This is a genomic window from Streptomyces chartreusis NRRL 3882 (assembly GCF_900236475.1).
Taxonomy (GTDB): Bacteria; Actinomycetota; Actinomycetes; order Streptomycetales; family Streptomycetaceae; genus Streptomyces; species Streptomyces chartreusis_D.
Genome location: NZ_LT963352.1, coordinates 7,742,145 through 7,763,629 on the forward strand (window position 1 = coordinate 7,742,145; position 21,485 = coordinate 7,763,629).

The following is a 21,485-nucleotide window of genomic DNA, read 5'->3' on the forward strand; positions in this document are numbered from 1 at the left end:
GCGTCACTCCGCGGGCAGCCCCAGCAACTCACGGGCCACGGTCCGGGGCGACTCGCCGCGTTCCCGCGCGAGCGCGACGACGGCCCGGCAGGCCAGCTCGTTCACCCCGAACGACAGCGCCTCGGGCGACACCCAGCCGGCCGCCTCGTCGGCCCGTTCCTGGTCGTCCTCAGCGTTCGCCGTGACATAGGCCGCGGCCGCCTCGAAAAGATTGTGTGGACGTTCGTCCCCGCCGGTCTTCGTCTCCGTGCGCAAGGCATGAGCGACTCTGCCGCCGGCCTTCCGGACCTTGCCCCACATGCTGACCACCTTCCCCCTGCGCGGATGTCGCGCGTGCCGGTCATCTCCCGGACACCAACGTAAAGTTACAGATCCGGTGGCAGAAGGGGGACGGGCACTGTGAAGCGCTTCGCACGGCTGGAACAGATACGGCGGATGGACCCGTACCGGGAGGCCACGGAGATCTATCGGCTGAGCGTGGCGTACGAGTTCCCGTGGGACTTCACCCGTGCCCTGGAGCTGGCTTTGTACCGCACCTACGCCGTCCCGAGCATCGGCCGGCTGCTCGCCGAGACGGCGGAGCTCACGGAGCGGACGCAGAAGCGCTACGACGACACGTCGCTGCTCCTGGACGCCGTGGTCGAGCACGGCTTCGGCAGCGACCAGGGCAGGACCGCGATCCGCCGCATCAACCAGATGCACCGCAGCTACGACATCAGCGACGACGACATGCGCTACGTGCTCTGCACGTTCGTCGTGATGCCCAAACGGTGGATCGACTCCTACGGGTGGCGCAGGATGTCGCGCCACGAGATCGTCGCCAGTGTCGTCCACCACCGCACGCTGGGCCGGCACATGGGCATCAAGGACATCCCCGAGACCTACGAGGAGTTCGAGACCTGCCTCGACAGCTACGAGGCGGCCCACTTCGCCTGGGACGAGCAGGCCCGGTGGGTCTCGGACGCCACGCTCGACCTGATGTCCTCCTGGTACCCGCGCCCGCTCGCGCCGCTGCTGCGCACCGCGACCCTCGCGCTGCTCGACGACTCGCTGCTGCGCGCCTTCCGCTACACCCCGCCGAGCGCCGCCACGCGCGCGTGGGTGCGGCGCGCGGTACGGCTGCGGGGCCGTGCCGTCCGGCTGCTGCCGCCCCGGCGCGCCCCGCACTTCGCCCGGCAGAACCGGGAGATCAAGGGCTACCCGTACGGGTACCGGCTCGCCGACCTGGGCACGCGCCCGGTGCCGGGCGTCCGGGGCTGTCCCGTGCGGCACGTGGCGGCGTCGGACGCCGAGGCCGAGTGACGCGGCTGGGTGGCGCTGCTGCTCAGTCCTCGCGGACGGCGAGCGCCAGGAAGCGGGATTCCTCGTCGACGTACGACGTCATGCGCCATCCCGAACCCGCCAGCAGTGGCCTGAGATTGGACTCGGCGCGCAGGTCGTCCGGGGTGAGCGGGCGGCCGTGGCGTGCGGCCAGGGCCGCCCTGCCGATCGGGTGGAACAGCGCGAGCACACCACCGGGACGCACCACCCGCGCCAGCTCCCGCAGGTTCTCGGCCGGACTCCGCAGGTGCGAGATCAGGCCCGCCCCGAACACGGCGTCCAGCGAGTGTGAGCGCAGCGGCAACGCGGCGACGTCCGTGAGCAGCAACGCCCCGTCACGGTCTCGTCCCGCCCGCACAGCCTCCCGCAGCATGGCCGGGGTCAGATCGGCTCCGAGCACCACTCCCGAGGGCCCCACGGCGGCGCGCAGCGGCGGCAGGGCGCGTCCGGTGCCGCACCCCGCGTCGAGCACGCGGTCGCCGGCGCGCAGTCCGAGTTCGGCGACCGCGGCCGCGTAGGCCGGACCGTCGTCGGGGAACCGGCTGTCCCAGTCGGCGGCGCGGGCGGTGAAGAACTCCTGGACACGCGTCTGGTCGTCGCTCATGCACGGCATGATTCCTCACCGGCACGGATGACGCCTCAGTGCACACGTTCGAGCGTGACCCGATCGTTCCGGTACATCCTTGCGTCATATTCCAACACCTTTCGAAATGCGCCCCCTTCGCGCGCCCCTGCCGGGTCTAGCGTCCCTGGGCCATGGGACACCTGGACCACGCCGCCCTGGGGTGGCTGACCCCCGCGCTGTCGTACGTGATGGCCTGCACAGGCGCGGCGCTCGGACTGCGCTGCACCGTCCGCGCGCTCGCCACCACCGGGCGCTCGCGCCGCAACTGGCTCGTCACCGCCGCCTCGGCGATCGGCACCGGCATCTGGACCATGCACTTCGTGGCCATGCTCGGTTTCAGCGTCGCCGGCACCGATATCCGCTACGACGTGCCGCTCACCCTGCTGAGCCTGCTCGTCGCCATGGTCGTCGTCTGCGCCGGCGTCTTCGCCGTGGGCTACGGCCGGGACCGCGGCCGGGCCCTGCTGATCGGCGGGCTCACCACCGGCCTCGGCGTCGCGAGCATGCACTACCTGGGCATGGCGGCCGTCCGCCTGCACGGCGACGTGACCTTTGACCCGGTGCTCGTCGGGCTCTCCGTCCTGATCGCCGTCGTCGCCGCGACGGCTGCGCTGTGGGCGGCGCTCAACATCAAGTCGCCCGTCGCGGTCACCATCGCCTCCCTGATCATGGGCGCGGCCGTCAGCAGCATGCACTACACCGGGATGTTCGCGGTGAGCGTGCGCGTGACGCCCTCCGGGGAGGCACTGCCCGGGGCCACGGCGATGCAGTTCATCTTCCCCCTCGCCGTCGGCCTCGGGTCCTACCTCTTCCTGACCTCCGCCTTCGTCGCGCTGTCGCCGACGGCGGGGGAGCGCGAGGCGTCCGCGTCGGCCCAGCGGCCCGTCGAGAACATCGCCCGTTAGCCGGGCACGCGGCCCAGCGGCAGCCCGGGCGGCACGCCCTGCGGCCTGGACGGCGCGTCCGAGACCGGGCGGCACGCCCCCGAACCACCCCCGAGCGAGGAGTCCATGCGTACACCCCGTAGGCCCCCCACGGCCGGCGCCGAGGCGCCGCCCCCGCCCGTGCGCGGTCGCCGCGCGCACGCCGGACCACCGGCCGACGAGGGCGGCGAGGCCCCCTCGGGAGCCGCACCGGACGGAGCGGCCACGCGGGCGGGGGGCTGGCACATACGCCCCCGTACCGTGCGCGCCAAGATCGTCTGCCTGCTGATGGTGCCGGTCGTCTCCCTCCTGGCCCTGTGGGCCCACGCCACCGTCACCACCGCCCAGGACGTCTCCCGGCTCCGGCAGGTCCAGCGCGTGGACGCCATGGTCCGCGCCCCCGTCTCCGCCGCGATCAGCGCCCTCCAGGCCGAACGCGCGGCCGCCGTACGCCACGCCACCGACCCCTCCGCCGCAGCGACCGACGAGCTGGAGGAACTCGCCCGGCGCACCGACCGGGCCGTCGCGAAACTGCGGCTCGGCGAGGACAGCACCGTCGCCGACAGCGAGGAGCTGCCCGCCGGAGTCGCCCGCCGGCTGGAGGCGTTCGTCACGGGTGCCGGACAACTGCGTCCGCTACGGACCGAGGTGCGGGAGGGGCGTGCGGGCTGGGCCGAGACGTACAGCCGCTACACCCGGACCATCTCGGAGGCTCTCGGCGTCGGCGGTGCCCTCACCGGCATCCAGGACGCCGACCTCGGCTCCGACGCGCGGGTGCTGCTCGAATTCTCCCGCGCCGGCGAGGCGCTGGCCCGGGAGGACGCACTCCTGGCGAGCGCCCGCCTGTCCGGAACGCTGACGGGGGAGCGGCTCAGGCTCTTCACCGGCGCCGTCGAACTGCGCCGCACCCTGACCGAGTCGGCGGTCGCCGACCTGCGCGGCACCGAACGCTCCGCGTGGAACGCCCTCGCCGACAGCAGCGCCTACGCCGGGCTGGGCGACGCCGAGGACGGGATCCTCGCCGGCGGACCGGGCGCCAAGGCGATCGAGGCGGCACCGGAAAGCACCTGGAACACCGCCCACGCGCGCGTGCAGAACGGCATGCGCACGATCGAGGACGACGCCGCACGAGGCGTCGCGGACCGGGCCGACCCGTTCACCCGGGGACTGCTCACGCCGGCCGGCGCGGCCGTCCTGCTCGGCCTCGCCGCCGTCGCCGCCTCGCTCGTCATCTCGGTACGCATCGGACGCGGCCTCGTGGTGGAGCTCGTGAGCCTGCGCAACAGCGCCCTGGAGATCGCCCGGCGCAAACTCCCCGAGGCCATGCGGAGACTGCGCGCGGGCGAGGAGATCGACATCCGTGCCGAGGCACCGCGGGGACCGGCCGCCGAGGACGAGACCGGGCAGGTCGCCGAGGCCCTCGGCACCGTCCACCGGGCCGCGCTGCGGGCCGCCGTCGAGCGCGCCGAACTCGCCAGCGGCATCTCCGGCGTCTTCGTCAACCTCGCCCGCCGCAGCCAGATCCTCGTCCACCGGCAGCTGAGCCTCCTCGACAGCATGGAACGCCGCTCCGACGACCCGAACGAGCTGAGCGACCTCTTCCGCCTCGACCACCTCACCACCCGCATGCGGCGCCACGCCGAGAGCCTGATCATCCTCTCCGGAGCGGCCCCCGGCCGGGCCTGGCGCATGCCCGTCTCCCTGACCAACGTGGTCCGCGCGGCCGTCTCCGAAGTGGAGGACTACGCGCGCGTGGAGGTACGGCAACTGCCCGAGGCGGCCGTCGTCGGCGCGGCCGTGGCCGACCTCACGCACCTCCTGGCCGAGATCATCGAGAACGCCGCACAGTTCTCGCCACCCCACACGCGCGTGCGCGTCACCGGCGAACCCGTCGGCAACGGCTACGCCGTCGAGGTCGAGGACCGCGGCCTCGGCATGGGCAAGGAAACCCTCGCCGAGGCCAACCGCCGCATCGAGCAGTCCGAGGCACTCGACCTGTTCGACAGCGACCGGCTCGGCCTGTTCGTGGTCAGCAGGCTCGCCGCCCGGCACGGCGTCAAGGTCCACCTGAGGACCTCGCCGTACGGCGGCACCACGGCGGTCGTCCTGGTGCCCACCGCACTGCTGCACACCGGGGCTGCGGAACGTTCCGACGGTGAAGCGGTGCACGCGCGGCAGCCCGAGGAACGCGCCCACGCCCGCCTGCCCGACGACCTCCCGCATCAGGACACCGCCCCCGACGCCGTCCCGGCACCGTCCGGTCGGCGCGCCCTGGTGGCTCCCGTCCCGGCCGTCGCCGAGACCCCGAGCCACACCCCACCCCCAGGAGTCGCCACCTTGCGACTGCACCGGCCCCACGAACAGCCCGAAGACTCCGACGACCTTCCGCGTCGCGTACGGCAGGCCAGCCTCGCACCCCAACTGCGCGAGGGGCGCCCCGAGGAGCCGCCGCCCTCGCCCGCACCCCGGGACGACGAACGCACGCCCGAGGCCGTCCGGGACCGCATGGCGGCGTACCGCGCCGGCTGGGCACGCGGTGGCGGCAGGCAACCCGGCCGCGGAACCACCCCCGGCCCGACGGGCAGCGACAGCAGCGAAGGAGACCCCGCATGATCCAGGACCCGAGCACGCAATCCGCACGGAGTTCCGGCGAACTCGACTGGCTGCTTGACGATCTGGTGCTCCGCGTGAGCGAGATACGGCACGCCGTGGTGCTGTCCAACGACGGCCTCGCCGTGGGCGCCTCGACCGACCTCCGCCGCGAGGACGCCGAACACCTCGCCGCGGTCGCCTCGGGCTTCCACAGCCTCGCCAAGGGAGCCGGGCGGCACTTCGGAGCCGGCGGTGTCCGCCAGACCATGGTGGAGATGGACGAGGGCTTCCTGTTCGTGGCCGCCGCGGGCGACGGCTCCTGCCTCGCCCTGCTCACCGCCGTGACCGCCGACATCGGCCTGGTGGCCTACGAGATGGCCCGCTTGGTCAAACGCGTCGGCGAGCATCTCGGCACGGCGCCCCGTGTCGGGGCCCGGCCACCCGCCGCCGGATGAACCGAGAGGGCGGTCCGCGCAGATGACCGAGGACATGACGGGCACACCGGCCGAGCAGGGCAGCCAGTGGTACGACAACGAGGCCGGTCCTCTCGTCCGCCCCTACGCCATGACGGGCGGACGCACCCGGCCCGGCCCCACCGGCGTCCGGTTCGACCTGATCGCCCTGGTCACGCTGGACCCGGCCGCACCCGGCGTGGACGACGCCCCGCTGGGTCCGGAACACCGCAACCTTCTCGACCTGTGCCGTACGGAGACCCAGTCGGTCGCCGAACTCGCCGCGGGGGCCGACCTGCCCGTGGGCGTCGTCCGGGTCCTCCTCGGCGACCTCCTGGAACTCGGCTGCGTCACCGTCAGCCGCCCCGTGCCGCCGGCACAACTACCCGACGAGCGCATTCTGCGCGAGGTGATCGCAGGACTGAGGGCACTGTAGATGCACGCACACCACCCACCTCCTCACCTGACCCCTTGCCGGCACACCCGAGAGAAGTGATCAATGGTCTCCGAGCACTCCGACGCCACCGGCGGCGAGACCGCCGCACTGGCGTTGAAGATTCTGGTCGCCGGCGGGTTCGGCGTGGGCAAGACCACCCTGGTGGGCGCCGTCAGCGAGATCCGGCCGCTGCGCACCGAGGAACTGCTCAGCGAAGCCGGCCAGTTGGTGGACGACACCGACGGCGTGGACCACAAGACCACCACGACCGTCGCCATGGACTTCGGACGCATCACCATCCGCTCCGGCCTCTCCCTGTACCTCTTCGGCACGCCGGGCCAGGACCGGTTCTGGTTCCTGTGGGACGAGTTGTCGCAAGGGGCGCTCGGCGCCGTCGTCCTCGCGGACACCCGTCGCCTGGAGGACTGCTTCCCCGCGGTCGACTACTTCGAGCACCGGCGCATCCCGTTCGTGGTGGCCGTCAACTGCTTCGCGGGCGCCCGGCGGCACGGCGCGCCGGACGTCTCACGCGCCCTCGACCTCGACCGAGGGACGCCCGTGGTGCTGTGCGATGCCCGTGACCGCGACTCGGGGAAGGAGGTGCTGATCCGGCTCGTCGAGTACGCCGGGCGGATGCACACCGCCCGGCTCCTCGACTCGGTCGGATGACCGCCGGGCACGAGCCCCGCGGTCAGTCCGCGACGTCCCGCTCCGCCAGGACCCTGTCGATGGCGACTCGGACGAGGAGTTCGCCCGGGACGCCGTTGCGGGCGCCGAACTCCTCGGCGCGTTCCTCGCCCATGTACCGGGCGCCGATGCGGGTGGCCCAGTGCCGTATCTCGTCGAGGTCCTCCGACACACGGGCGCGGCCCCGCACGACCACGAAGGAGTACGGCGGCCGGTCGTCGTCCACACACAGGGCGACCCGGCCGTCACGGATGAGGTTGCGCCCCTTCACGCTGTTCTTACCGGTGTTGAACACCAGCTCGTCACCGTCCAGGACGAACCAGATCGGGGTCACGTGCGGGCTGCCGTCGGCCCGGACCGTGGAGAGCTTTCCGGTGCGGGTGCCGTAGGAAACGAACTCCCGCCATTGCGCGTCGGTCATCTTCTCTGCCATGGCTCCCATCCTCCTTGCCCCGACAGCGGTCGTGGGGAAGGCTGGCGTGGAGATCCTCCGGCCAGGAGGAGAGTCGCACGGGGAGAAAACGGGGAGATCGGAACATGGCGCAGAACCAGGGACTGGACTGGCTGCTGGACGACCTGACCGAGCGCGTCCACCAGGTGCGGCACGCACTGGTCCTGTCCAACGACGGCCTGGTGACAGGGGCGAGCACCGGACTGCGCCGCGAGGACGCGGAGCACCTCGCGGCCGTGTCGTCCGGACTGCACAGCCTGGCCAAGGGCTCGGGACGGCACTTCGGCGCGGGCAGCGTACGCCAGACGATGATCGAGTTCGACGACGCGGTGCTCTTCGTCACCGCGGCCGGCACGGGCAGTTGTCTGTGCGTCCTCAGCGGCGCGGAGGCAGACATCGGCCAGATCGCATACGAGATGACCCTTCTGGTCAACCGGGTCGGCGAGCACCTCGACGTGGATGCGCGCCAGCCCGAACAGAAACCGGAAACAGAGGCCTGACCTGCGCGTCGCCCTCCCTCGTGGAGTTATCCACAGGCTCGCCACGAGATTCGCCGAAGCGGCTACGGTTTTTTCACGGCGACCGCACACGGCGTGAGCCGCTTGCTCCACGGGGGAGACCGACCATGGCAGGCACCATCGCGAAATCCGACCGCCTCACCTGTGCCCCGAGCCGGGCCGCCCGCGAACTCGACCTCAAGCGCGGCGAGTTCGACCTGGCGGTGAATCTCGGACTCATCCGGACCGTCCCCGACGAGGGAGGCGGAGGCCGGCGGGTCGCCCGCGCCGAGATCGACCGGCTGCGCGCCGGGGACGGCTTCCCGGACGCACTGCGCGAGCGCGTCGCCACCGCGGGCACCCATGAGGGCGCCGAGATCATGGACGTGACGCCCACCAGGTTCACCAGTCTCGCGCGCTTCGGCCTGCTCGTGCCCGTACGGTTCCATCTGAACCGCTACCGCACCGTCGTCTGGCTCTATCTCGCCGAGGAACTACGGCAGTTCGCGGCCGAGGAGAGCAACGCCCGGCTGCTGACCGGCCGCATGCCCCCGGAAGTGCGGGAAGGGCTGAAGGCGAAGCTGGACCGGCGGCCCCGCAACTGGCGGGGACGGCACAGCGGGTTCCTGCTGCGGCAGGCGGGAGACGACCCGTGGGCGCATGCGGCGGCCGTCGCCAGTCTCCTCGACCCGGCCGACGTGGCGGACGTCGTCGAGGACCCGCACGAGCGCGACCACCTGGACCGCTGCCGCCCCAGGCTCCCGGCCCACGGCGCGCCCGGCTCCCCCACCGCCGAGCGGGCCCAGAAGCTCATGACGGCGAGCGAGCCGGACGAAGTGGCCTGGTTCCGTGCGGACCTCGCCCACACGATGGAAACGGCCCGCAGGCAACACCCGGCACCACGCCCGGCCCCGGAACCGGCCCCACACGTACCGGCCCCACAGCGCCCTCCATCCCACGGCCTCCTGGGCTGGCTGCGCCGCAGAGGCCGGCGGCCTACGGGGTGACCCCGCCCCTGGCCGGGCGGAGGGCACGTGCCCCGCTGTCCGCCCGGTAAGCGATGAGTTTCCGGATGCGTCCCGGTCGGACATCTGAGGAGACTGTGTCCAGGAGGCAATCATGTTCGGTACGAGCAAGGCGTTCAGCGGGTTCTCAGTGAACGACATCGAAGCGGCCAGGACGTTCTACGGCGACACGCTCGGACTCCGGGTGTCGGAAGAGAACGGCATGCTGTTCCTGCACATCGCGGGTGACCGGGACATCCTGGTCTACCCCAAGCCGGACCACACCCCGGCGACGTACACCGTCCTGAACTTCCCCGTCGACGACATCGATGCGGCGGTCGACGAGCTGAGAAGAAAGGGGGTGCGTTTCGAGCGCTATGACCACCTCAAGGCGGACGACAAGGGCATCTTCCGCGGCGGTGGCCCGCTGATCGCCTGGTTCACCGATCCGGCGGGGAACGTGCTGTCCGTCCTCCAGGAAACCTGACCCGCAGGTCATGCCCGAGCTGCCCGATGTCGAGGGCTTCCGGCAGGTGCTCGAGTCCTGTGCGAAGGGACGCGTCGTGCGGCGCGTCGAGGTGCGGGACGCGGGCGTCCTGCACGGCGTCGGGGTGCGGGGCCTGCGTGACGCCCTGGAGGGACGGCGGTTCGGCACACCGGAGCGGCACGGCAAGTGGCTGCTCGCCCGCACCGGCGGCCCCACCCTCGTGCTGCACTTCGGCATGACCGGCCGACTGGTCTGCGGTCGTCCCGAGGACGCCGTCGAAGCCCATGACCGTGTGCTGTTCACGCTGAGCGGCAACCGTCAGCTGCGCTTTCGTGACCAGCGCAAACTCCAGGGCCTGTGGCTGGCCCACGACGACTTCGACCTCGACCGGCTGCTTCGGCGGCAGGGACCCGACGCGATGGCGGTGGACCGCGCGGAGTTCGAGGCCGTGCTCTCGTCGCGCCGCGGGCACCTGAAGACCGCGCTCACCGACCAGTCCGTCCTGGCCGGCCTCGGCAATCTGCTCGCCGACGAGATCCTCTGGCGCGCCCGGCTGCGTCCCGACCGCCGGGCGCGGGAGCTCACCCAGGACGACCGCCGCCGCCTGTACAGCGAGATGCGCAGAACCCTGCGGTCCGCCGTCGACGCCGGGTGCGTGCCGCCGCGTGACTCCTGGCTCACCGGACATCGCGACGACCCCGACCCCAGGTGCCCGCGCTGCGGCAGCGGCCTGCGCCGGTCCCGGATGGCGGGCCGTGGCACGGTGTGGTGCCCGCGGTGCCAGCCGGACGGCTGATCCGGCCGGGGCCGGTCAGTCGCCGGAGGCCAGGTCAGCCGGCGGGCCGGCCAGCGCTGAGACGTCCGGAGGTGTCCTCATTCCTCCTCAGGGCACTCCCGCAACTCGGTCTTCCTCATCCGGTGCCACGAGCGACCGGGTGAACGGAATGCGCGCCAGGGCGAAGACGCCCGCGGCGATCAGCGCGACACCGAACAGCTGGGGCAGCAGCCACCACCCGGTGCGGACCGTCTCCTCGTACAGCGTGATGCCGAGTGCGAGGCTCACCATCGCGTCCCCGAGGGTGAGCGCGGGCTGCGATGCGACCAGCGGGCCGGCCTGCATCGCGTTCTCCAGCAGGAACAGTGCGCACACGCCGGTCGCGGCGAACGCGTAGGTCTGCCAGGCGGTGAGGAAGCCCACGAGTCCCTGCTCCTCGAGGACGTGGGTGGCGGTTTTCATCAGCGCCGCGGTCACCGCGTAGCTGATCGCCGTCGCGGCACCCAGACACGCCGCCCGGGCCCGGCCCTCCGGGCGTCGCAGGGCGGCGACAGCCAGGCCGGCGACCGCCCCCGCGCACACGGCGAGCGCGGGGATCCAGCGGTCCAGCTCCACATGGGTGCGGTTGCCGGTGGGGGACGCGGCGGCGAGTGCGACCGCCAGGCCGGCCACCACCACTGTCACGGCCAGCCAGCCCGTGCGCGGCAGATGCCGGCGCATCAGCAGCGACGCGACGATGAGGGTCAGCGGCAGCTCCAGCACGAACAGCGGCTGCACGATCGTCAGCGGCCCGGTCGCCAGCGCCAGCGCCTGGCAGACGGCGGCGCCGATCACCGCGACGATGCCGGCCAGCCAGACGGGCCGGCGCAGCAGGTCGGCGATCAGTCCGGCCCGGAGCCCCTGGGAGCTCGGCACGGTGAGCGCCGCCTTGCGCTGCAACACCGTCGCGACGGCGTTGCTGAGGGCCGCGCAGACCGCGAAGACGACGGGGAGCACGGTGTGCAGCGTGGCCACCTCCCGGATCGGCGAGGGCGTGACGCCGGCGGTGCCTCCTCCTGCCATGGTCGCCGGGGCGGCGCACGTGCGCGATCGGAGGCGTGCGGGCGACCGACCCGCCGCCCGTAGCGCGCGGGTCAGCCCAGCTTGAAGATCCCGGTCGGTACGGTCACATCTCGGAGCTGGTGGTGGAGTCAGGCGGTCGTCACCGCCGCGTCCGGCCCACGGGTGCCGGACAGGGTGTCGTGGACAGGGGAGGTCCGGCCGGTCAGCGCGACTGCTCGAAGAGCCAGTCGATCACGACGTCGTTCTCGTACGTCTGCGCCCAGGACCCGTGCGGGTTCACCGGCGTTGTGCCGGCCGGGTAGCTGGTGAACAGCACATGGCTGCCCGTACGGCGGGCCCGGCGCAGCAGGGCCCGGGAGTGGGCCTCGAACTGCTCCTGGGGCAAGTCGTTGCCCCATTCCCCGCGGGTGACCTTGGCGCCGGCGTTCTCCAGCGCGTTCATCAGCGTCCAGGTCCCTGGTTTGCCGAAGCGCCCGTCTTTGTAGGGGACGACGGGGTCGTCGACGGAATGGTCGGCCCACAGCGGGATGTGTGTGATCCTCTCCATGGCGGAGGGGTCCCCCCAGCCGGCGGTGGCGACGGCCGCGGCGTACCTGCGGGGCTGTTGGGGGAGCAGGTGGAGAATTCCCCGCGCCCCGGACGACAGGCCGACGAGATAGAGCCGGTCCGCGTCGACCGGGTACTCGGCCGTGACGGCGTCGATGAGCTCGACCAGCGCGCGCTGCACCTTGGCGTCGGTCCAGTCCGTGCCGTCCGGCCCCTCCATGGGGCGGGGCAGCGGGATCTGCGGGGCGAGCACGAATGCCGGGTTCTTGTACTGGCGTTGGGGCTCGGCGAAGGCGACCGCGATCCGGTTGGCGGTGAGCTGGGTCATGTTGTTGTCGGCGACCTCGCCGCCGCCGTGCAGGGTGACCACGAGCGGGTACCGGGTGCCCGCCCCGGGGCGCCGTAGGTACCCCGCCGGCTGATGGAAGCGGAAGTCCAGGCCGAATCCGGTGGAGTCGGTGAACGATCCGGCGCCGAAGCCGTCCACGACGGGCGTGCGCACTCCATCGTTCCGGATGGCGAACGGATGCGCGGCGAGCACCGGGCCGCTGCCGCGCGCCGTGACATCAGCCACCTGCCTGACCGCGTAGGCGCGGTCGAGGGGAAGCGGGTCGGTCGCCCCGGAGGCCCGCGCGTTGGCGTCGCGGAGATCCAGCTCGATGATCAGGTGGTCGCCCGGGCGTCCGGGGTCGGCCCGCTCGTCCACCTCGGCTGCTGAGTTCGTGTAGACGCGGGTCACCGTGCGGGCCGCGGTCTGTCTGCCCACGGTCGCGGTGACGTGGAACGCGGAGGGCGGGATCACGCCACCGCGCGTGTCGATGGGTGCCGCGTACCGGATGGCGACGGCCGTCACCAGCCAGTTGTGCCTCGGTGTGACCTGCGTGAGCAGGTCACACCGCAGAACCGGGTTGAGCCGGGGCGTGCGGGGCCGCCCCGCTGTCATGGCGTCGGCCGCCGCAGCGGTCGGCACCGGCGTTACCGCCGTCGTCGTGACGGCACTCGCGGCTATGGTGAGTGCCCTACGTCTGGTGATCCTCGGCATGAGTCCTCTTCGCGTCGTCCGGTGGCCTGGGCTTCCTGCGGGGGAGGGTGCGATGGGGCGCGGTACGGACGTGCTACGCGAGAGTCTCCGAGGGACAGCCGATCGGCGTCCAGCATCGAACCGGCATATATTCATGCAGCATACGCATCAGTCTGGACCATGTTCCGAGGCTGGTGCGGAGCGCGCCGAGCGTGGTGTGACCACGCTCGGCGCACTCTGTCCTGTCGTCGTCCCGTGCGCTACGACCAGGGCAGGACCAGAGCACCCCAGGCGACGACGGGGCCGAGAGCGACGATGCCGCCGGTGTAGCCAATGATCTGGCGGTAGAAGCGGCGGGCGTCGACCCCGCGCGCGTTGCTCAGCACGAGTGCGCCGTTGGTGGAGAAGGGGGAGGTGTCGACGATCGTCGTGGAGACGGCGAGAGCGGCGATCAGCCCGGCGGCGCTGAGGTGGCTGGAGAGCAGCAGCGGCACGGCGATGGGGATGATCGCGGTGAGGATCGCGGTGGAGGAGGCGAAGGCGGACGTGATGGCCACGGTGAAGCACAGCAGGAGGGCGACGACGAGCGGGGCGCCCAGGCCGGCGGCCCGTTCGGAGATCTCCTCGATGACGCCGGCCTTCTCCAGCATCGCGATGTACGTCATCATGCCCGCGACCAGCAGCAGGGTGGACCAGCTCACACCGTCCACGGCCCGCTCCTGCCGCTTCATGTCCACCAGGGCCAGCAGGGCGCCGGCCGCCAGGGCCAGGAAGCCGATCTCCAGATGGAAGCCGAGCGCGCCGACCACGAGGGCGACCAGACAGGCGAGGGTGAGCCACTGGCGCCAGTCGAGCCTGCCGGAGACGGTGAGATCGTCGTCGGCTGTCTCCGCGACTCCCTCGGCCAGTGGCACGGGGCGCTTGGCGAGCAGCACGTACGTGAGGACCGACAGCACCAGGTTGATCAGGAAGCTGGCGCTGAACAGCGCCACGGCGGAGACGTGCAGCTCCGTCTTGTCGACCAGTCCCAGCACCAGCGCACCGGAGACGGCGAGCGGGGAGAACGCGCCCGCGTGTCCGCCGCTGATCACCATCATGCCGACCACCAGCGGGTTGAGCTTGTAGCGGTAGGCGAAGTTCATGCCGATCGGTGCGAGGATCGCGACCGCCGCCGGGGTGAAGGTGCCGAACGCCGTCAGCAGCGCGGCGACCAGGAACAGCACCCAGGGGATCAGCGCGGTCTTGCCGCGCACCAGCCGTACCCCGGCCGCGACGAGCCAGTCGATGGTGCCGTTGCGGCGGGCGACGGAGAACAGGTAGGTGACCCCGACGATGGTGACGAACAGCTTCGCCGGGAATCCCTCGAAGATCTCGTCCTCGGTGAGGCCGAGCGAGGCGGTGCCGACCGCGAAGGTGGCGACGAAGGCGAGGATGCCCAGGTTGATCGGCAGCACGGTGCCGACCACGAACATCACCAGCAGCGCGCCTATGGATATCACTTCAGCAGACATCATTGTCCTTGGTGCGGTGGGGACGGGGTGGCGCGCCCCGAGGGCGCGAGGGAATCCCGGTGCGGACGGCTGGGGGACCGGCTGCCCGAGGTGACGGTCGTCCCGGTTCAGGCGGCTTGCGGGCTGCCCGTTTCCGGTACGTAGATGCGTGCGTCGGCCAGCAGCCGCGCCGCCCGCTGCACGGTGACGCGGCGAGGCAGGCCGTCCGCCACGTCCGTGCAGCGGACCGCGACCACGCCGGCGGGGGTGCCGAGGCGCAGCCACTCGTCGGTGGGACCTCCGGCGGCCCGGGAGACCACGGAGTCCTCCAGCAACCCCGCCGCCGCGACGGCGACGGCGGAGGTCAGGCCGACCGCCGGGTGGGGGGCGTTCATGGTGAGCATGCGCACCGAGATGTCGTAGTCCTCGGAGGCGACGCGTTCGCCGAGAGTGGTGGTGTACGGCACCGGGGGACCGACCAGGCCCACCTTGGGTACTGCGTCGCCGGGTTCCGCACCCGGATGGAGCCCCGGTTCGAACAGGCCCATCAGAGGCGCGGCGGCATGCCGCACCGTGCGCAGCCAGGGGACCTCCGCCTGCATGCGCTCCAGCGTCTCGGCACCGGTGCGACCGGCGCTGCCGGCGTCGACGAGGACGACCGGGGCCCCGGCGTCCACCATGCTCACCCGTACCGGCCCGGCGGTGCCGACCCGCAGTTCCTCTGCGGCCCGGCCGGTGGGAAGCAGTAAACCGGTCGTGCCGCCTGCCGGTTCACGGAAGGTGAGGCCGACGGCGACACCGCCGGCGCGGGTGCCGGGGACGGTCTGCCGGCCGAAGTGGTGCACCACGCCTCCGGTGGTGTCCACGAGTCCCTCGAGGACCGCTCCGGTGTTGGTGTTGCGCATCACCACACGCGTCCGGTCACCGGTGATCGGCACCATGCCCTTCGCCACCGCGTACAGCGCGACGCCGGTGGCGCAGTTGCCGCAGTTGCTCGTCCACTCCACCGCGCCCGTGCCGATGCCGACCTGGGCGAAGAGGTAGTCGACGTCCACCCCGGGCTCGGGCGAGGCGCTGACGATCGCCGCCTTGGAGGTGGTGGGGGTGGCCCCGCCCACCCCGTCCAGTTCCACGGGGTCGCCGGCGCCATACGCGGCGACCAGCATCTTCTCCAACTCGGCGCGGTCGGCGGGGACATGTACCTGGTTGAACAGCCAGCACTTGCTGGTGCCGCCACGCACCAGGGTCGCGGGAGTGTGCACGTCTGAGGCTCTTCCGTGATCAAAGGGGCGGAGGGGCCGGGAAGGCGGGTTGCGGGCGGGTTGCGGCCCGGTGAACCGCTCCGGCGATGGCGAAGACCTTCGCAGAGGCGTGACTTGCGAACAATCGCAGTTCGCTTCACCAGGGTTTAGCCGAGCTAAAGTCGGCGTTATGTTGAACGTACGCCGCCTGCTGCTGCTCACCGAGGCCACCGAGCGCGGCTCGCTCACCGCCGCGGCGGAGGCGCTGGGCATGACCACCTCCGCCGCCTCCCAGCAGATGTCTCTGCTGGAGCAGGAGGCCGGGCAGCCACTGATCGAGCGGCTGCCGCGCGGTATCCGCCCCACCCCGGCGGGCGCCGCACTGGCCGAACGCGGGCAGAGGATCCGCCGCGAACTGCGCGCGGCTCAGGCCGACCTGGACTCCTTCACCGCCCTCGACCAGGGCACGCTGCGGCTCGGTTCCTTCCCCACGGCGAGCGCCTCCCTGCTGCCGCTCGCGCTCACCCGATTTCGCCGCCGCCACGCCGGCGTCCGTATCGAGGTACGCGCCGGGGTCCTCGCGGAGCTCCGCGAGATGCTGCACACCGGCGAGGTGGAGCAGGCCCTGCTCTGGGACTACGAATGGAACCGCCTCGACGATCCGGCGCTCACGCTGACCCACCTCCTCGACGACCCCACGGTGCTGGTCGTTCCCGCCGACTCACCGTTGCGCGCACGCCCCTCCGTGCGCCTCGGCGACCTCGCGGACCAGGAGTGGATCATTCGTGCCGACAACCATCCCGTCGCCGACGTCCTGCGCCGCAGCTGCCGTCAGGCAGGGTTCGAGCCGCGCATCGCCTACTCCTCGCACGACTACCAGGAGGCCCAGGCCATGGTCGCCGCCGGACTCGGCATCGCCCTCGCGCCCCGCCTTGCCCTCACCAGCCGCCGCAGCGACGTCCGCCTCCTGCCGTTCGCCTCCGACGTGCCCGCCCCCACCCGCCGCATCCTCCTCACCCGCGCCCAAGCCCGCCCCGCCACCCCGCCCGCGCAGGCCATGGCTCGCGTGCTGCGCACGGTGGCGCAGCGGTTTGCCGCCCCCGGCCTGCACCGAGCCCAGCTCGGCGCGGTCCGACGGGGCTGACGGCACGTCGACGTCCTCGTCGGCTCCAACGCGGTCGGCGGGGACATCGGCCTCGTGGGAGATCAGCCCAGCCTGCGGAAGAGCCCCTCCTGAACGACCGAAACGACCAGTTGCCCCTCGCGGTCGTAGATCCGCCCACGTGCCAGGCCCCTGCCGCCCACCGCGATCGGCGACTCCTGGTCGTACAGCAGCCAGTCGTCCGCGCGGAACGGGCGGTGGAACCACATGGCGTGGTCCAGGGACGCCATGTCGAAGCCCCGCGGGCCCCACAGCGGCTCGACCGGGATGCGGACGGCGTCCAGGAGGGTCATGTCGCTGGCGTAGGTGAGGGCGCAGGTGTGCACGAGCGGGTCGTCGCCGAGCGGCCCGACCGCGCGCATCCACACGGCGCTGCGCGGCTCGGCGTCCGCGACCTCCTCGGTGGTCCAGCGCAGCCGGTCCACATAGCGGATGTCGAAGGGCTGGCGGCGGGCCATCCGCTCCAACTGCTCGGGCAGCGCGCCCAGATGCTCCCGGATCTCGTCCGTGACCGTGGGCAGGGACTCCGGGTCCGGGACCTTGCGGGCGGGCGGCAGCTGGTGCTCGAAGCCGCCCTCCTCCGGCTTGTGGAAGGAGGCGGTGAGATTGAAGATCGTACGGCCCTGCTGCACGGCCGTGACCCGGCGGGTCGTGAACGACCGCCCGTCGCGCACCCGCTCGACCTGGTAGACGATCGGCACGCCCGGGATGCCCGGGCGCAGGAAGTACGCGTGCAGCGAGTGCACGGGACGGTCACCGTCCGTGGTGCGGCCGGCGGCGACCATGGCCTGGCCCGCCACCTGGCCGCCGAACACCCGCTGGAGGGATTCCTGCGGGCTGCGGCCACGGAAGATGTTGACCTCGATCTGCTCCAGATCGAGCAGGTCGACCAGTCTCTCGGCCGGGTTCGTCGTCATCGGTGGGATTCTCCTGTGCTCGCTGCTGCCCGGCCGTTCACAGCTGGCCGACGTCGGTGACCCGGACGACCGCGCGGCCCTCCGCGTCGGAGGCGGTGAGGTCGACCTCCGCGCTGATGCCCCAGTCGTGGTCGCCGTTGGGATCGTGGAAGATCTGCCGGACCCGCCACAGGGCGTTCTCCGGCTCCTCCTCGATGAGCAGCAGCTTGGGGCCGCGGGCGTCGGGGCCGGTGCCGAGGTCGTCGTACTCGTCCCAGTACTTGTCCATCGCCTCGCCCCACGCGTCGGCGTCCCAGCCGGACTCCGCGTCCATCTCGCCCAGTTCCCCGACCTGGTCCAGGGCGGCGAGCTCGACCCGGCGGAACATGGCGTTGCGGACCAGGACGCGGAAGGCACGCGCGTTGGCGGTGACCGGTTTGACCTCGTCGGCCTTCTCCTGGGCCTCCTCGGCGGTCATCTCCTCCGGGTTGGCGAGCTGCTCCCACTCGTCCAGCAGGCTGGAGTCGACCTGGCGCACCATCTCGCCCAGCCACTCGATCAGGTCCTCGAGGTCCTCGGACTTGAGGTCGTCCGGGACGGTGTGGTCGAGGGCCTTGTAGGCGCTGGCGAGGTAGCGCAGCACGATGCCCTCGGTGCGGGCCAGCTCGTAGTGGGACACCAACTCGGTGAACGACAGCGCCCGTTCGTACATGTCGCGGATGACCGACTTCGGCGACAGCGGATGGTCACCGACCCAGGGGTGGCTCTTGCGGTACGTGTTGTACGCGTGGAAGAGCAGCTCCTCCAGCGGCTTCGGGTACGTGATGTCCTGGAGGCGCTCCATGCGCTCCTCGTACTCGACGCCGTCCGCCTTCATCGCGGCCACGGCCTCGCCGCGCGCCTTGTTCTGCTGGGCGGCGAGGATCTGCCGCGGGTCGTCCAGGGTGGACTCCACCACGGACACCATGTCGAGCGCGTACGACGGCGATTCGGGGTCCAGCAGCTCGAACGCGGCCAGTGCGAACGTGGACAACGGCTGGTTGAGCGCGAAGTCCTGCTGGAGGTCGACGGTGAGGCGGACGATGCGGCCGGTCGCGTCCGGCTCGTCGAGCTTCTCGACGATGCCGCCGTCCAGCAGCGAACGGTAGATCGCGATGGCCCGGCGGATGTGCCGCAACTGCTGCTTGCGCGGCTCGTGGTTGTCCTCCAGCAGGTGGCGCATCGCCTCGAAGGCGTTGCCGGGGCGGGCGATCACCGACAGCAGCATCGTGTGCGTCACCCGGAACCGGGAGGTCAGCGGCTCCGGTTCGGAGGCGATGAGCTTCTCGAAGGTCTGCTCCGACCACGCGACGAAGCCCTCGGGGGCCTTCTTGCGGACGACCTTGCGGCGCTTCTTCGGATCGTCACCGGCCTTGGCGAGGGCCTTCTCGTTCTCGACGACGTGCTCGGGCGCCTGCGCGACGACGAAGCCCTCCGTGTCGTAACCGGCCCGCCCGGCGCGCCCCGCGATCTGGTGGAACTCCCGGGCGCGCAGGGTGCGTACGCGGGTGCCGTCGTACTTGGTGAGGGCCGTGAACAGCACCGTGCGGATGGGCACGTTGACGCCCACGCCCAGGGTGTCCGTGCCGCAGATGACCTTCAGCAGGCCGGCCTGCGCCAGCTTCTCCACCAGGCGGCGGTACTTGGGCAGCATGCCGGCGTGGTGGACGCCGATGCCGTGCCGGACGTAGCGGGAGAGGTTGCGGCCGAACTTGGTGGTGAAGCGGAAGTTGCCGATCAGCTCGGCGATCTGCTCCTTCTCCTCCCGCGAGCACATGTTGATGCTCATCAGCGCCTGCGCCCGCTCCACGGCCTGCGCCTGCGTGAAGTGCACGATGTAGACGGGTGCCTGCCGGGCCGCCAGCAGGTCGGTGAGCGTCTCCGTGAGCGGCGTGTACCGGTACTCGTACGACAGGGGCACGGGACGGGTCGCCGAGCGGACCACCGCGGTCGGGCGGCCGGTGCGGCGGGTGAGGTCCTTCTCGAAGAAGGAGACGTCGCCGAGCGTCGCCGACATCAGCACGAACTGCGCCTGCGGCAGCTCCAGGATCGGGATCTGCCACGCCCAGCCGCGGTCGCCCTCCGCGTAGAAGTGGAACTCGTCCATCACGACCTGGCCGACGTCCGCGTCCTTGCCGTCGCGCAGCGCGATCGACGCGAGCACCTCGGCGGTGCAGCAGATCACGGGGGCGTCGGCGTTGACGGAGGCGTCGCCGGTGAGCATGCCGACGTTCTCCGTGCCGAAGATCTTGCACAGTTCGAAGAACTTCTCCGACACCAGCGCCTTGATCGGGGCGGTGTAGAAGGTGACCTCGTCCCGGGCCAGAGCGGCGAAGTGCGCACCCGCCGCGATCATGCTCTTGCCGGACCCGGTGGGCGTCGACACGATCACGTTCGCGCCGGAGACCACCTCGATCAGCGCCTCCTCCTGGTGGGGATAGAGCGTGAGACCCCGCTCACCGGCCCACGACTCGAAGGCTTCGTACAGGGCGTCGGGGTCGGCGGTCCGCGGCAGCTGATCGATGAGGGTCACGCCCCCCATCTTGCCTGGCCTCCCGCCCGATGCGGGAATCGGCTGCGGGCGCGAAGATCGCGAACGCTACGCTGTGTCGCCGACGGGATGTCAGGGCGCCGGTCAACTGGACAGCGGTACACGAGGAATGGGGCGGGCAACGCCGATGATGGGACCAGCACACTCACTGTCGGGCGCCGCCGCCTGGCTCGGCGTCGGTGCGGCGGCCGCCGCGGCCGGGCACCCGATGCCCTGGCCGGTCCTCCTCGTCGGCGCCCTGATCTGCGCCGGTGCCGCGCTCGCCCCGGACCTCGACCACAAGGCGGCCACCATCTCCCGGTCCTTCGGACCGCTGTCGCGCTGGCTGTGCGAGATCGTCGACAAGCTGTCGTACGCCGTCTACAAGGCCACCAAGAAGCAGGGCGACCCGCGTCGCTCCGGCGGGCACCGGACGCTCACACACACCTGGCTGTGGGCGGTCCTGATCGGTGCGGGCACCTCGGTCGTGGCGATCACCAGCGACCGCTGGGGAGTGCTGGCGATCCTCTTCGTGCACTTGGTGCTGGCCATCGAAGGTCTGCTGTGGCGGGCGGCGCGCGGCTCCAGCAGCGACGTCCTGGTGTGGCTGCTGGCCGCGGCCACCGCGTGGATCCTCGCGGGCGTCCTGGACAAGCCGGGCAACGGCGCGGACTGGCTGTTCACGGCGCCGGGCCAGGAGTACCTCTGGCTCGGGCTGCCGGTCGTGCTGGGTGCGATCGTGCACGACCTCGGGGACGCGCTCACCGTCTCGGGCTGCCCGATCCTGTGGCCCATACCGGTGGGGCGCAAGCGCTGGTACCCGGTCGGGCCGCCGAAGGTCATGCGGTTCCGGGCGGGCAGCTGGGTCGAGCTCAGGGTGCTGATGCCGGTGTTCATGCTGCTCGGCGGGGTGGGCTGCGCGGCGGCGCTCAACGTGATCTGAGCGCCGACCGGACCGTTGCAGGCGAGGCTCAGCCGCCGCCGTACCGCCGCTCGAACGCGGCGACCCGGCCCTCCGAGTCCACCGTGCGGGCCTTGCCCGTGTAGAAGGGGTGGCTCTCCGAGGAGATCTCCACGTCCACGACCGGGTAGGTCTCGCCGTCGTCCCACTCGATGGTCTGGTCGCTGGTCGCGGTGGACCGGGTCAGGAACGCGTAACCGGCGGCCCGGTCGCGGAAGACGACGGGGTGGTAGTCGGGGTGCTTGTCCTGCTGCATGGATGCTCCTCGTGCGGCTCGGGTCGGGCTTG

The 21,485-nt window shown here is 71.7% G+C and carries 22 protein-coding genes; 12 read left to right on the top strand and 10 right to left on the bottom strand.

Going from position 1 to position 21,485, the window contains the following annotated elements:
* Positions 1–3 precede the first annotated feature (3 nt).
* Positions 4–300 carry a hypothetical protein gene (locus SCNRRL3882_RS35195; protein ID WP_010040973.1) on the bottom strand — a complete coding sequence of 99 codons (297 nt, stop codon included), beginning with the start codon at positions 298–300 and terminating at the stop codon, positions 4–6.
* Between the two features lie 99 nt (positions 301–399).
* Here SCNRRL3882_RS35195 and SCNRRL3882_RS35200 point away from each other — a divergent pair, with 99 nt between their 5' ends.
* The gene (locus tag SCNRRL3882_RS35200; RefSeq protein ID WP_010040972.1) at positions 400–1,302 is read left to right on the top strand and encodes an oxygenase MpaB family protein; all 903 of its coding nucleotides are present in this window, start codon (positions 400–402) and stop codon (positions 1,300–1,302) included.
* A 22-nt stretch (positions 1,303–1,324) separates the two neighbouring features.
* Here SCNRRL3882_RS35200 and SCNRRL3882_RS35205 read toward each other — a convergent pair whose 3' ends face one another.
* The gene (locus SCNRRL3882_RS35205) at positions 1,325–1,924 is read right to left on the bottom strand and encodes a class I SAM-dependent methyltransferase (protein WP_010040971.1); all 600 of its coding nucleotides are present in this window, start codon (positions 1,922–1,924) and stop codon (positions 1,325–1,327) included.
* A 152-nt stretch (positions 1,925–2,076) separates the two neighbouring features.
* On the opposite strand from SCNRRL3882_RS35205, the gene SCNRRL3882_RS35210 reads away from it, so the two are divergent.
* The 5 genes from SCNRRL3882_RS35210 (at position 2,077) to SCNRRL3882_RS35230 (ending at position 7,017) form a co-directional block, all read left to right on the top strand.
* Complete coding sequence (locus tag SCNRRL3882_RS35210; RefSeq protein WP_010040970.1) at positions 2,077–2,850, top strand: MHYT domain-containing protein; 774 nt, start codon at positions 2,077–2,079, stop codon at positions 2,848–2,850.
* A gap of 105 nt (positions 2,851–2,955) precedes the next feature.
* The gene (locus SCNRRL3882_RS35215; RefSeq protein ID WP_029181247.1) at positions 2,956–5,481 is read left to right on the top strand and encodes a nitrate- and nitrite sensing domain-containing protein; all 2,526 of its coding nucleotides are present in this window, start codon (positions 2,956–2,958) and stop codon (positions 5,479–5,481) included.
* Positions 5,478–5,915, top strand: coding sequence for a roadblock/LC7 domain-containing protein (locus SCNRRL3882_RS35220; RefSeq protein WP_010040967.1), 438 nt, complete (start codon positions 5,478–5,480; stop codon positions 5,913–5,915). The genes SCNRRL3882_RS35215 and SCNRRL3882_RS35220 overlap by 4 nt, the downstream gene beginning before the upstream one ends.
* 22 nt (positions 5,916–5,937) lie before the next feature.
* A complete protein-coding gene (locus SCNRRL3882_RS35225; RefSeq protein ID WP_010040964.1) occupies positions 5,938–6,348 on the top strand; it encodes a DUF742 domain-containing protein in 411 nt (136 codons plus the stop codon).
* Between the two features lie 63 nt (positions 6,349–6,411).
* Entirely contained in the window at positions 6,412–7,017 is a 606-nt protein-coding gene (locus SCNRRL3882_RS35230) for a GTP-binding protein (protein ID WP_010040962.1), read from the top strand.
* Positions 7,018–7,039: 22 nt separating this feature from the next.
* Here SCNRRL3882_RS35230 and SCNRRL3882_RS35235 read toward each other — a convergent pair whose 3' ends face one another.
* The gene (locus SCNRRL3882_RS35235) at positions 7,040–7,468 is read right to left on the bottom strand and encodes a PPOX class F420-dependent oxidoreductase (RefSeq protein WP_010040960.1); all 429 of its coding nucleotides are present in this window, start codon (positions 7,466–7,468) and stop codon (positions 7,040–7,042) included.
* A gap of 104 nt (positions 7,469–7,572) precedes the next feature.
* Between SCNRRL3882_RS35235 and SCNRRL3882_RS35240 the strand changes: the two genes are divergently transcribed.
* The 4 genes from SCNRRL3882_RS35240 to SCNRRL3882_RS35255 all read left to right on the top strand — a co-directional run bounded on the left by SCNRRL3882_RS35240 (position 7,573) and on the right by SCNRRL3882_RS35255 (position 10,270).
* The gene (locus tag SCNRRL3882_RS35240) at positions 7,573–7,986 is read left to right on the top strand and encodes a roadblock/LC7 domain-containing protein (protein ID WP_010040958.1); all 414 of its coding nucleotides are present in this window, start codon (positions 7,573–7,575) and stop codon (positions 7,984–7,986) included.
* Between the two features lie 125 nt (positions 7,987–8,111).
* Complete coding sequence (locus tag SCNRRL3882_RS35245; protein ID WP_010040956.1) at positions 8,112–8,990, top strand: DUF6397 family protein; 879 nt, start codon at positions 8,112–8,114, stop codon at positions 8,988–8,990.
* Positions 8,991–9,102: 112 nt separating this feature from the next.
* Positions 9,103–9,474 carry a VOC family protein gene (locus SCNRRL3882_RS35250; RefSeq protein WP_010040954.1) on the top strand — a complete coding sequence of 124 codons (372 nt, stop codon included), beginning with the start codon at positions 9,103–9,105 and terminating at the stop codon, positions 9,472–9,474.
* A 10-nt stretch (positions 9,475–9,484) separates the two neighbouring features.
* On the top strand, positions 9,485–10,270 hold the full coding sequence (locus tag SCNRRL3882_RS35255) for an Fpg/Nei family DNA glycosylase (RefSeq protein ID WP_010040952.1): 786 nt from the start codon (positions 9,485–9,487) through the stop codon (positions 10,268–10,270).
* Between the two features lie 87 nt (positions 10,271–10,357).
* Here SCNRRL3882_RS35255 and SCNRRL3882_RS35260 read toward each other — a convergent pair whose 3' ends face one another.
* The 4 genes from SCNRRL3882_RS35260 to SCNRRL3882_RS35275 all read right to left on the bottom strand — a co-directional run bounded on the left by SCNRRL3882_RS35260 (position 10,358) and on the right by SCNRRL3882_RS35275 (position 15,630).
* The gene (locus tag SCNRRL3882_RS35260; protein WP_010040950.1) at positions 10,358–11,311 is read right to left on the bottom strand and encodes a DMT family transporter; all 954 of its coding nucleotides are present in this window, start codon (positions 11,309–11,311) and stop codon (positions 10,358–10,360) included.
* A 202-nt stretch (positions 11,312–11,513) separates the two neighbouring features.
* Complete coding sequence (locus tag SCNRRL3882_RS35265; protein WP_010040947.1) at positions 11,514–12,827, bottom strand: prolyl oligopeptidase family serine peptidase; 1,314 nt, start codon at positions 12,825–12,827, stop codon at positions 11,514–11,516.
* A 311-nt stretch (positions 12,828–13,138) separates the two neighbouring features.
* A complete protein-coding gene (locus SCNRRL3882_RS35270; protein WP_202459069.1) occupies positions 13,139–14,392 on the bottom strand; it encodes an SLC13 family permease in 1,254 nt (417 codons plus the stop codon).
* 104 nt (positions 14,393–14,496) lie between these two features.
* A complete protein-coding gene (locus tag SCNRRL3882_RS35275) occupies positions 14,497–15,630 on the bottom strand; it encodes a PrpF domain-containing protein (protein WP_010040943.1) in 1,134 nt (377 codons plus the stop codon).
* A 169-nt stretch (positions 15,631–15,799) separates the two neighbouring features.
* Between SCNRRL3882_RS35275 and SCNRRL3882_RS35280 the strand changes: the two genes are divergently transcribed.
* Entirely contained in the window at positions 15,800–16,753 is a 954-nt protein-coding gene (locus tag SCNRRL3882_RS35280; RefSeq protein ID WP_010040942.1) for a LysR family transcriptional regulator, read from the top strand.
* A gap of 62 nt (positions 16,754–16,815) precedes the next feature.
* On the opposite strand, the gene SCNRRL3882_RS35285 is transcribed toward SCNRRL3882_RS35280, so the two are convergent.
* Both SCNRRL3882_RS35285 and SCNRRL3882_RS35290 read right to left on the bottom strand, forming a co-directional pair.
* Positions 16,816–17,688, bottom strand: a complete 873-nt coding sequence (locus SCNRRL3882_RS35285) for an acyl-CoA thioesterase (RefSeq protein ID WP_010040939.1) — start codon at positions 17,686–17,688, stop codon at positions 16,816–16,818.
* A 37-nt stretch (positions 17,689–17,725) separates the two neighbouring features.
* A complete protein-coding gene (locus tag SCNRRL3882_RS35290) occupies positions 17,726–20,239 on the bottom strand; it encodes a DEAD/DEAH box helicase (protein ID WP_010040937.1) in 2,514 nt (837 codons plus the stop codon).
* Between the two features lie 145 nt (positions 20,240–20,384).
* Here SCNRRL3882_RS35290 and SCNRRL3882_RS35295 point away from each other — a divergent pair, with 145 nt between their 5' ends.
* Positions 20,385–21,179 (top strand): metal-dependent hydrolase, encoded by a 795-nt coding sequence (locus SCNRRL3882_RS35295; protein ID WP_010040935.1) that lies wholly within the window; start codon positions 20,385–20,387, stop codon positions 21,177–21,179.
* A 28-nt stretch (positions 21,180–21,207) separates the two neighbouring features.
* Here SCNRRL3882_RS35295 and SCNRRL3882_RS35300 read toward each other — a convergent pair whose 3' ends face one another.
* Positions 21,208–21,453 carry a type B 50S ribosomal protein L31 gene (locus SCNRRL3882_RS35300; protein ID WP_010040933.1) on the bottom strand — a complete coding sequence of 82 codons (246 nt, stop codon included), beginning with the start codon at positions 21,451–21,453 and terminating at the stop codon, positions 21,208–21,210.
* Between the last annotated feature and the right edge of the window lie 32 nt (positions 21,454–21,485).

Bases quoted from the DNA above. Each gene is read 5' to 3' on its own strand.
- SCNRRL3882_RS35195 (WP_010040973.1), bottom strand. From the start codon at position 300: ATGTGGGGCAAGGTCCGGAAGGCCGGCGGCAGAGTCGCTCATGCCTTG.
- SCNRRL3882_RS35205 (WP_010040971.1), bottom strand. From the start codon at position 1,924: ATGAGCGACGACCAGACGCGTGTCCAGGAGTTCTTCACCGCCCGCGCC.
- SCNRRL3882_RS35210 (WP_010040970.1), top strand. From the start codon at position 2,077: ATGGGACACCTGGACCACGCCGCCCTGGGGTGGCTGACCCCCGCGCTG.
- SCNRRL3882_RS35215 (WP_029181247.1), top strand. From the start codon at position 2,956: ATGCGTACACCCCGTAGGCCCCCCACGGCCGGCGCCGAGGCGCCGCCC.
- SCNRRL3882_RS35220 (WP_010040967.1), top strand. From the start codon at position 5,478: ATGATCCAGGACCCGAGCACGCAATCCGCACGGAGTTCCGGCGAACTC.
- SCNRRL3882_RS35225 (WP_010040964.1), top strand. From the start codon at position 5,938: ATGACCGAGGACATGACGGGCACACCGGCCGAGCAGGGCAGCCAGTGG.
- SCNRRL3882_RS35230 (WP_010040962.1), top strand. From the start codon at position 6,412: ATGGTCTCCGAGCACTCCGACGCCACCGGCGGCGAGACCGCCGCACTG.
- SCNRRL3882_RS35235 (WP_010040960.1), bottom strand. From the start codon at position 7,468: ATGGCAGAGAAGATGACCGACGCGCAATGGCGGGAGTTCGTTTCCTAC.
- SCNRRL3882_RS35240 (WP_010040958.1), top strand. From the start codon at position 7,573: ATGGCGCAGAACCAGGGACTGGACTGGCTGCTGGACGACCTGACCGAG.
- SCNRRL3882_RS35245 (WP_010040956.1), top strand. From the start codon at position 8,112: ATGGCAGGCACCATCGCGAAATCCGACCGCCTCACCTGTGCCCCGAGC.
- SCNRRL3882_RS35250 (WP_010040954.1), top strand. From the start codon at position 9,103: ATGTTCGGTACGAGCAAGGCGTTCAGCGGGTTCTCAGTGAACGACATC.
- SCNRRL3882_RS35255 (WP_010040952.1), top strand. From the start codon at position 9,485: ATGCCCGAGCTGCCCGATGTCGAGGGCTTCCGGCAGGTGCTCGAGTCC.
- SCNRRL3882_RS35260 (WP_010040950.1), bottom strand. From the start codon at position 11,311: ATGGCAGGAGGAGGCACCGCCGGCGTCACGCCCTCGCCGATCCGGGAG.
- SCNRRL3882_RS35270 (WP_202459069.1), bottom strand. From the start codon at position 14,392: ATGATGTCTGCTGAAGTGATATCCATAGGCGCGCTGCTGGTGATGTTC.
- SCNRRL3882_RS35280 (WP_010040942.1), top strand. From the start codon at position 15,800: ATGTTGAACGTACGCCGCCTGCTGCTGCTCACCGAGGCCACCGAGCGC.
- SCNRRL3882_RS35285 (WP_010040939.1), bottom strand. From the start codon at position 17,688: ATGACGACGAACCCGGCCGAGAGACTGGTCGACCTGCTCGATCTGGAG.
- SCNRRL3882_RS35295 (WP_010040935.1), top strand. From the start codon at position 20,385: ATGATGGGACCAGCACACTCACTGTCGGGCGCCGCCGCCTGGCTCGGC.
- SCNRRL3882_RS35300 (WP_010040933.1), bottom strand. From the start codon at position 21,453: ATGCAGCAGGACAAGCACCCCGACTACCACCCCGTCGTCTTCCGCGAC.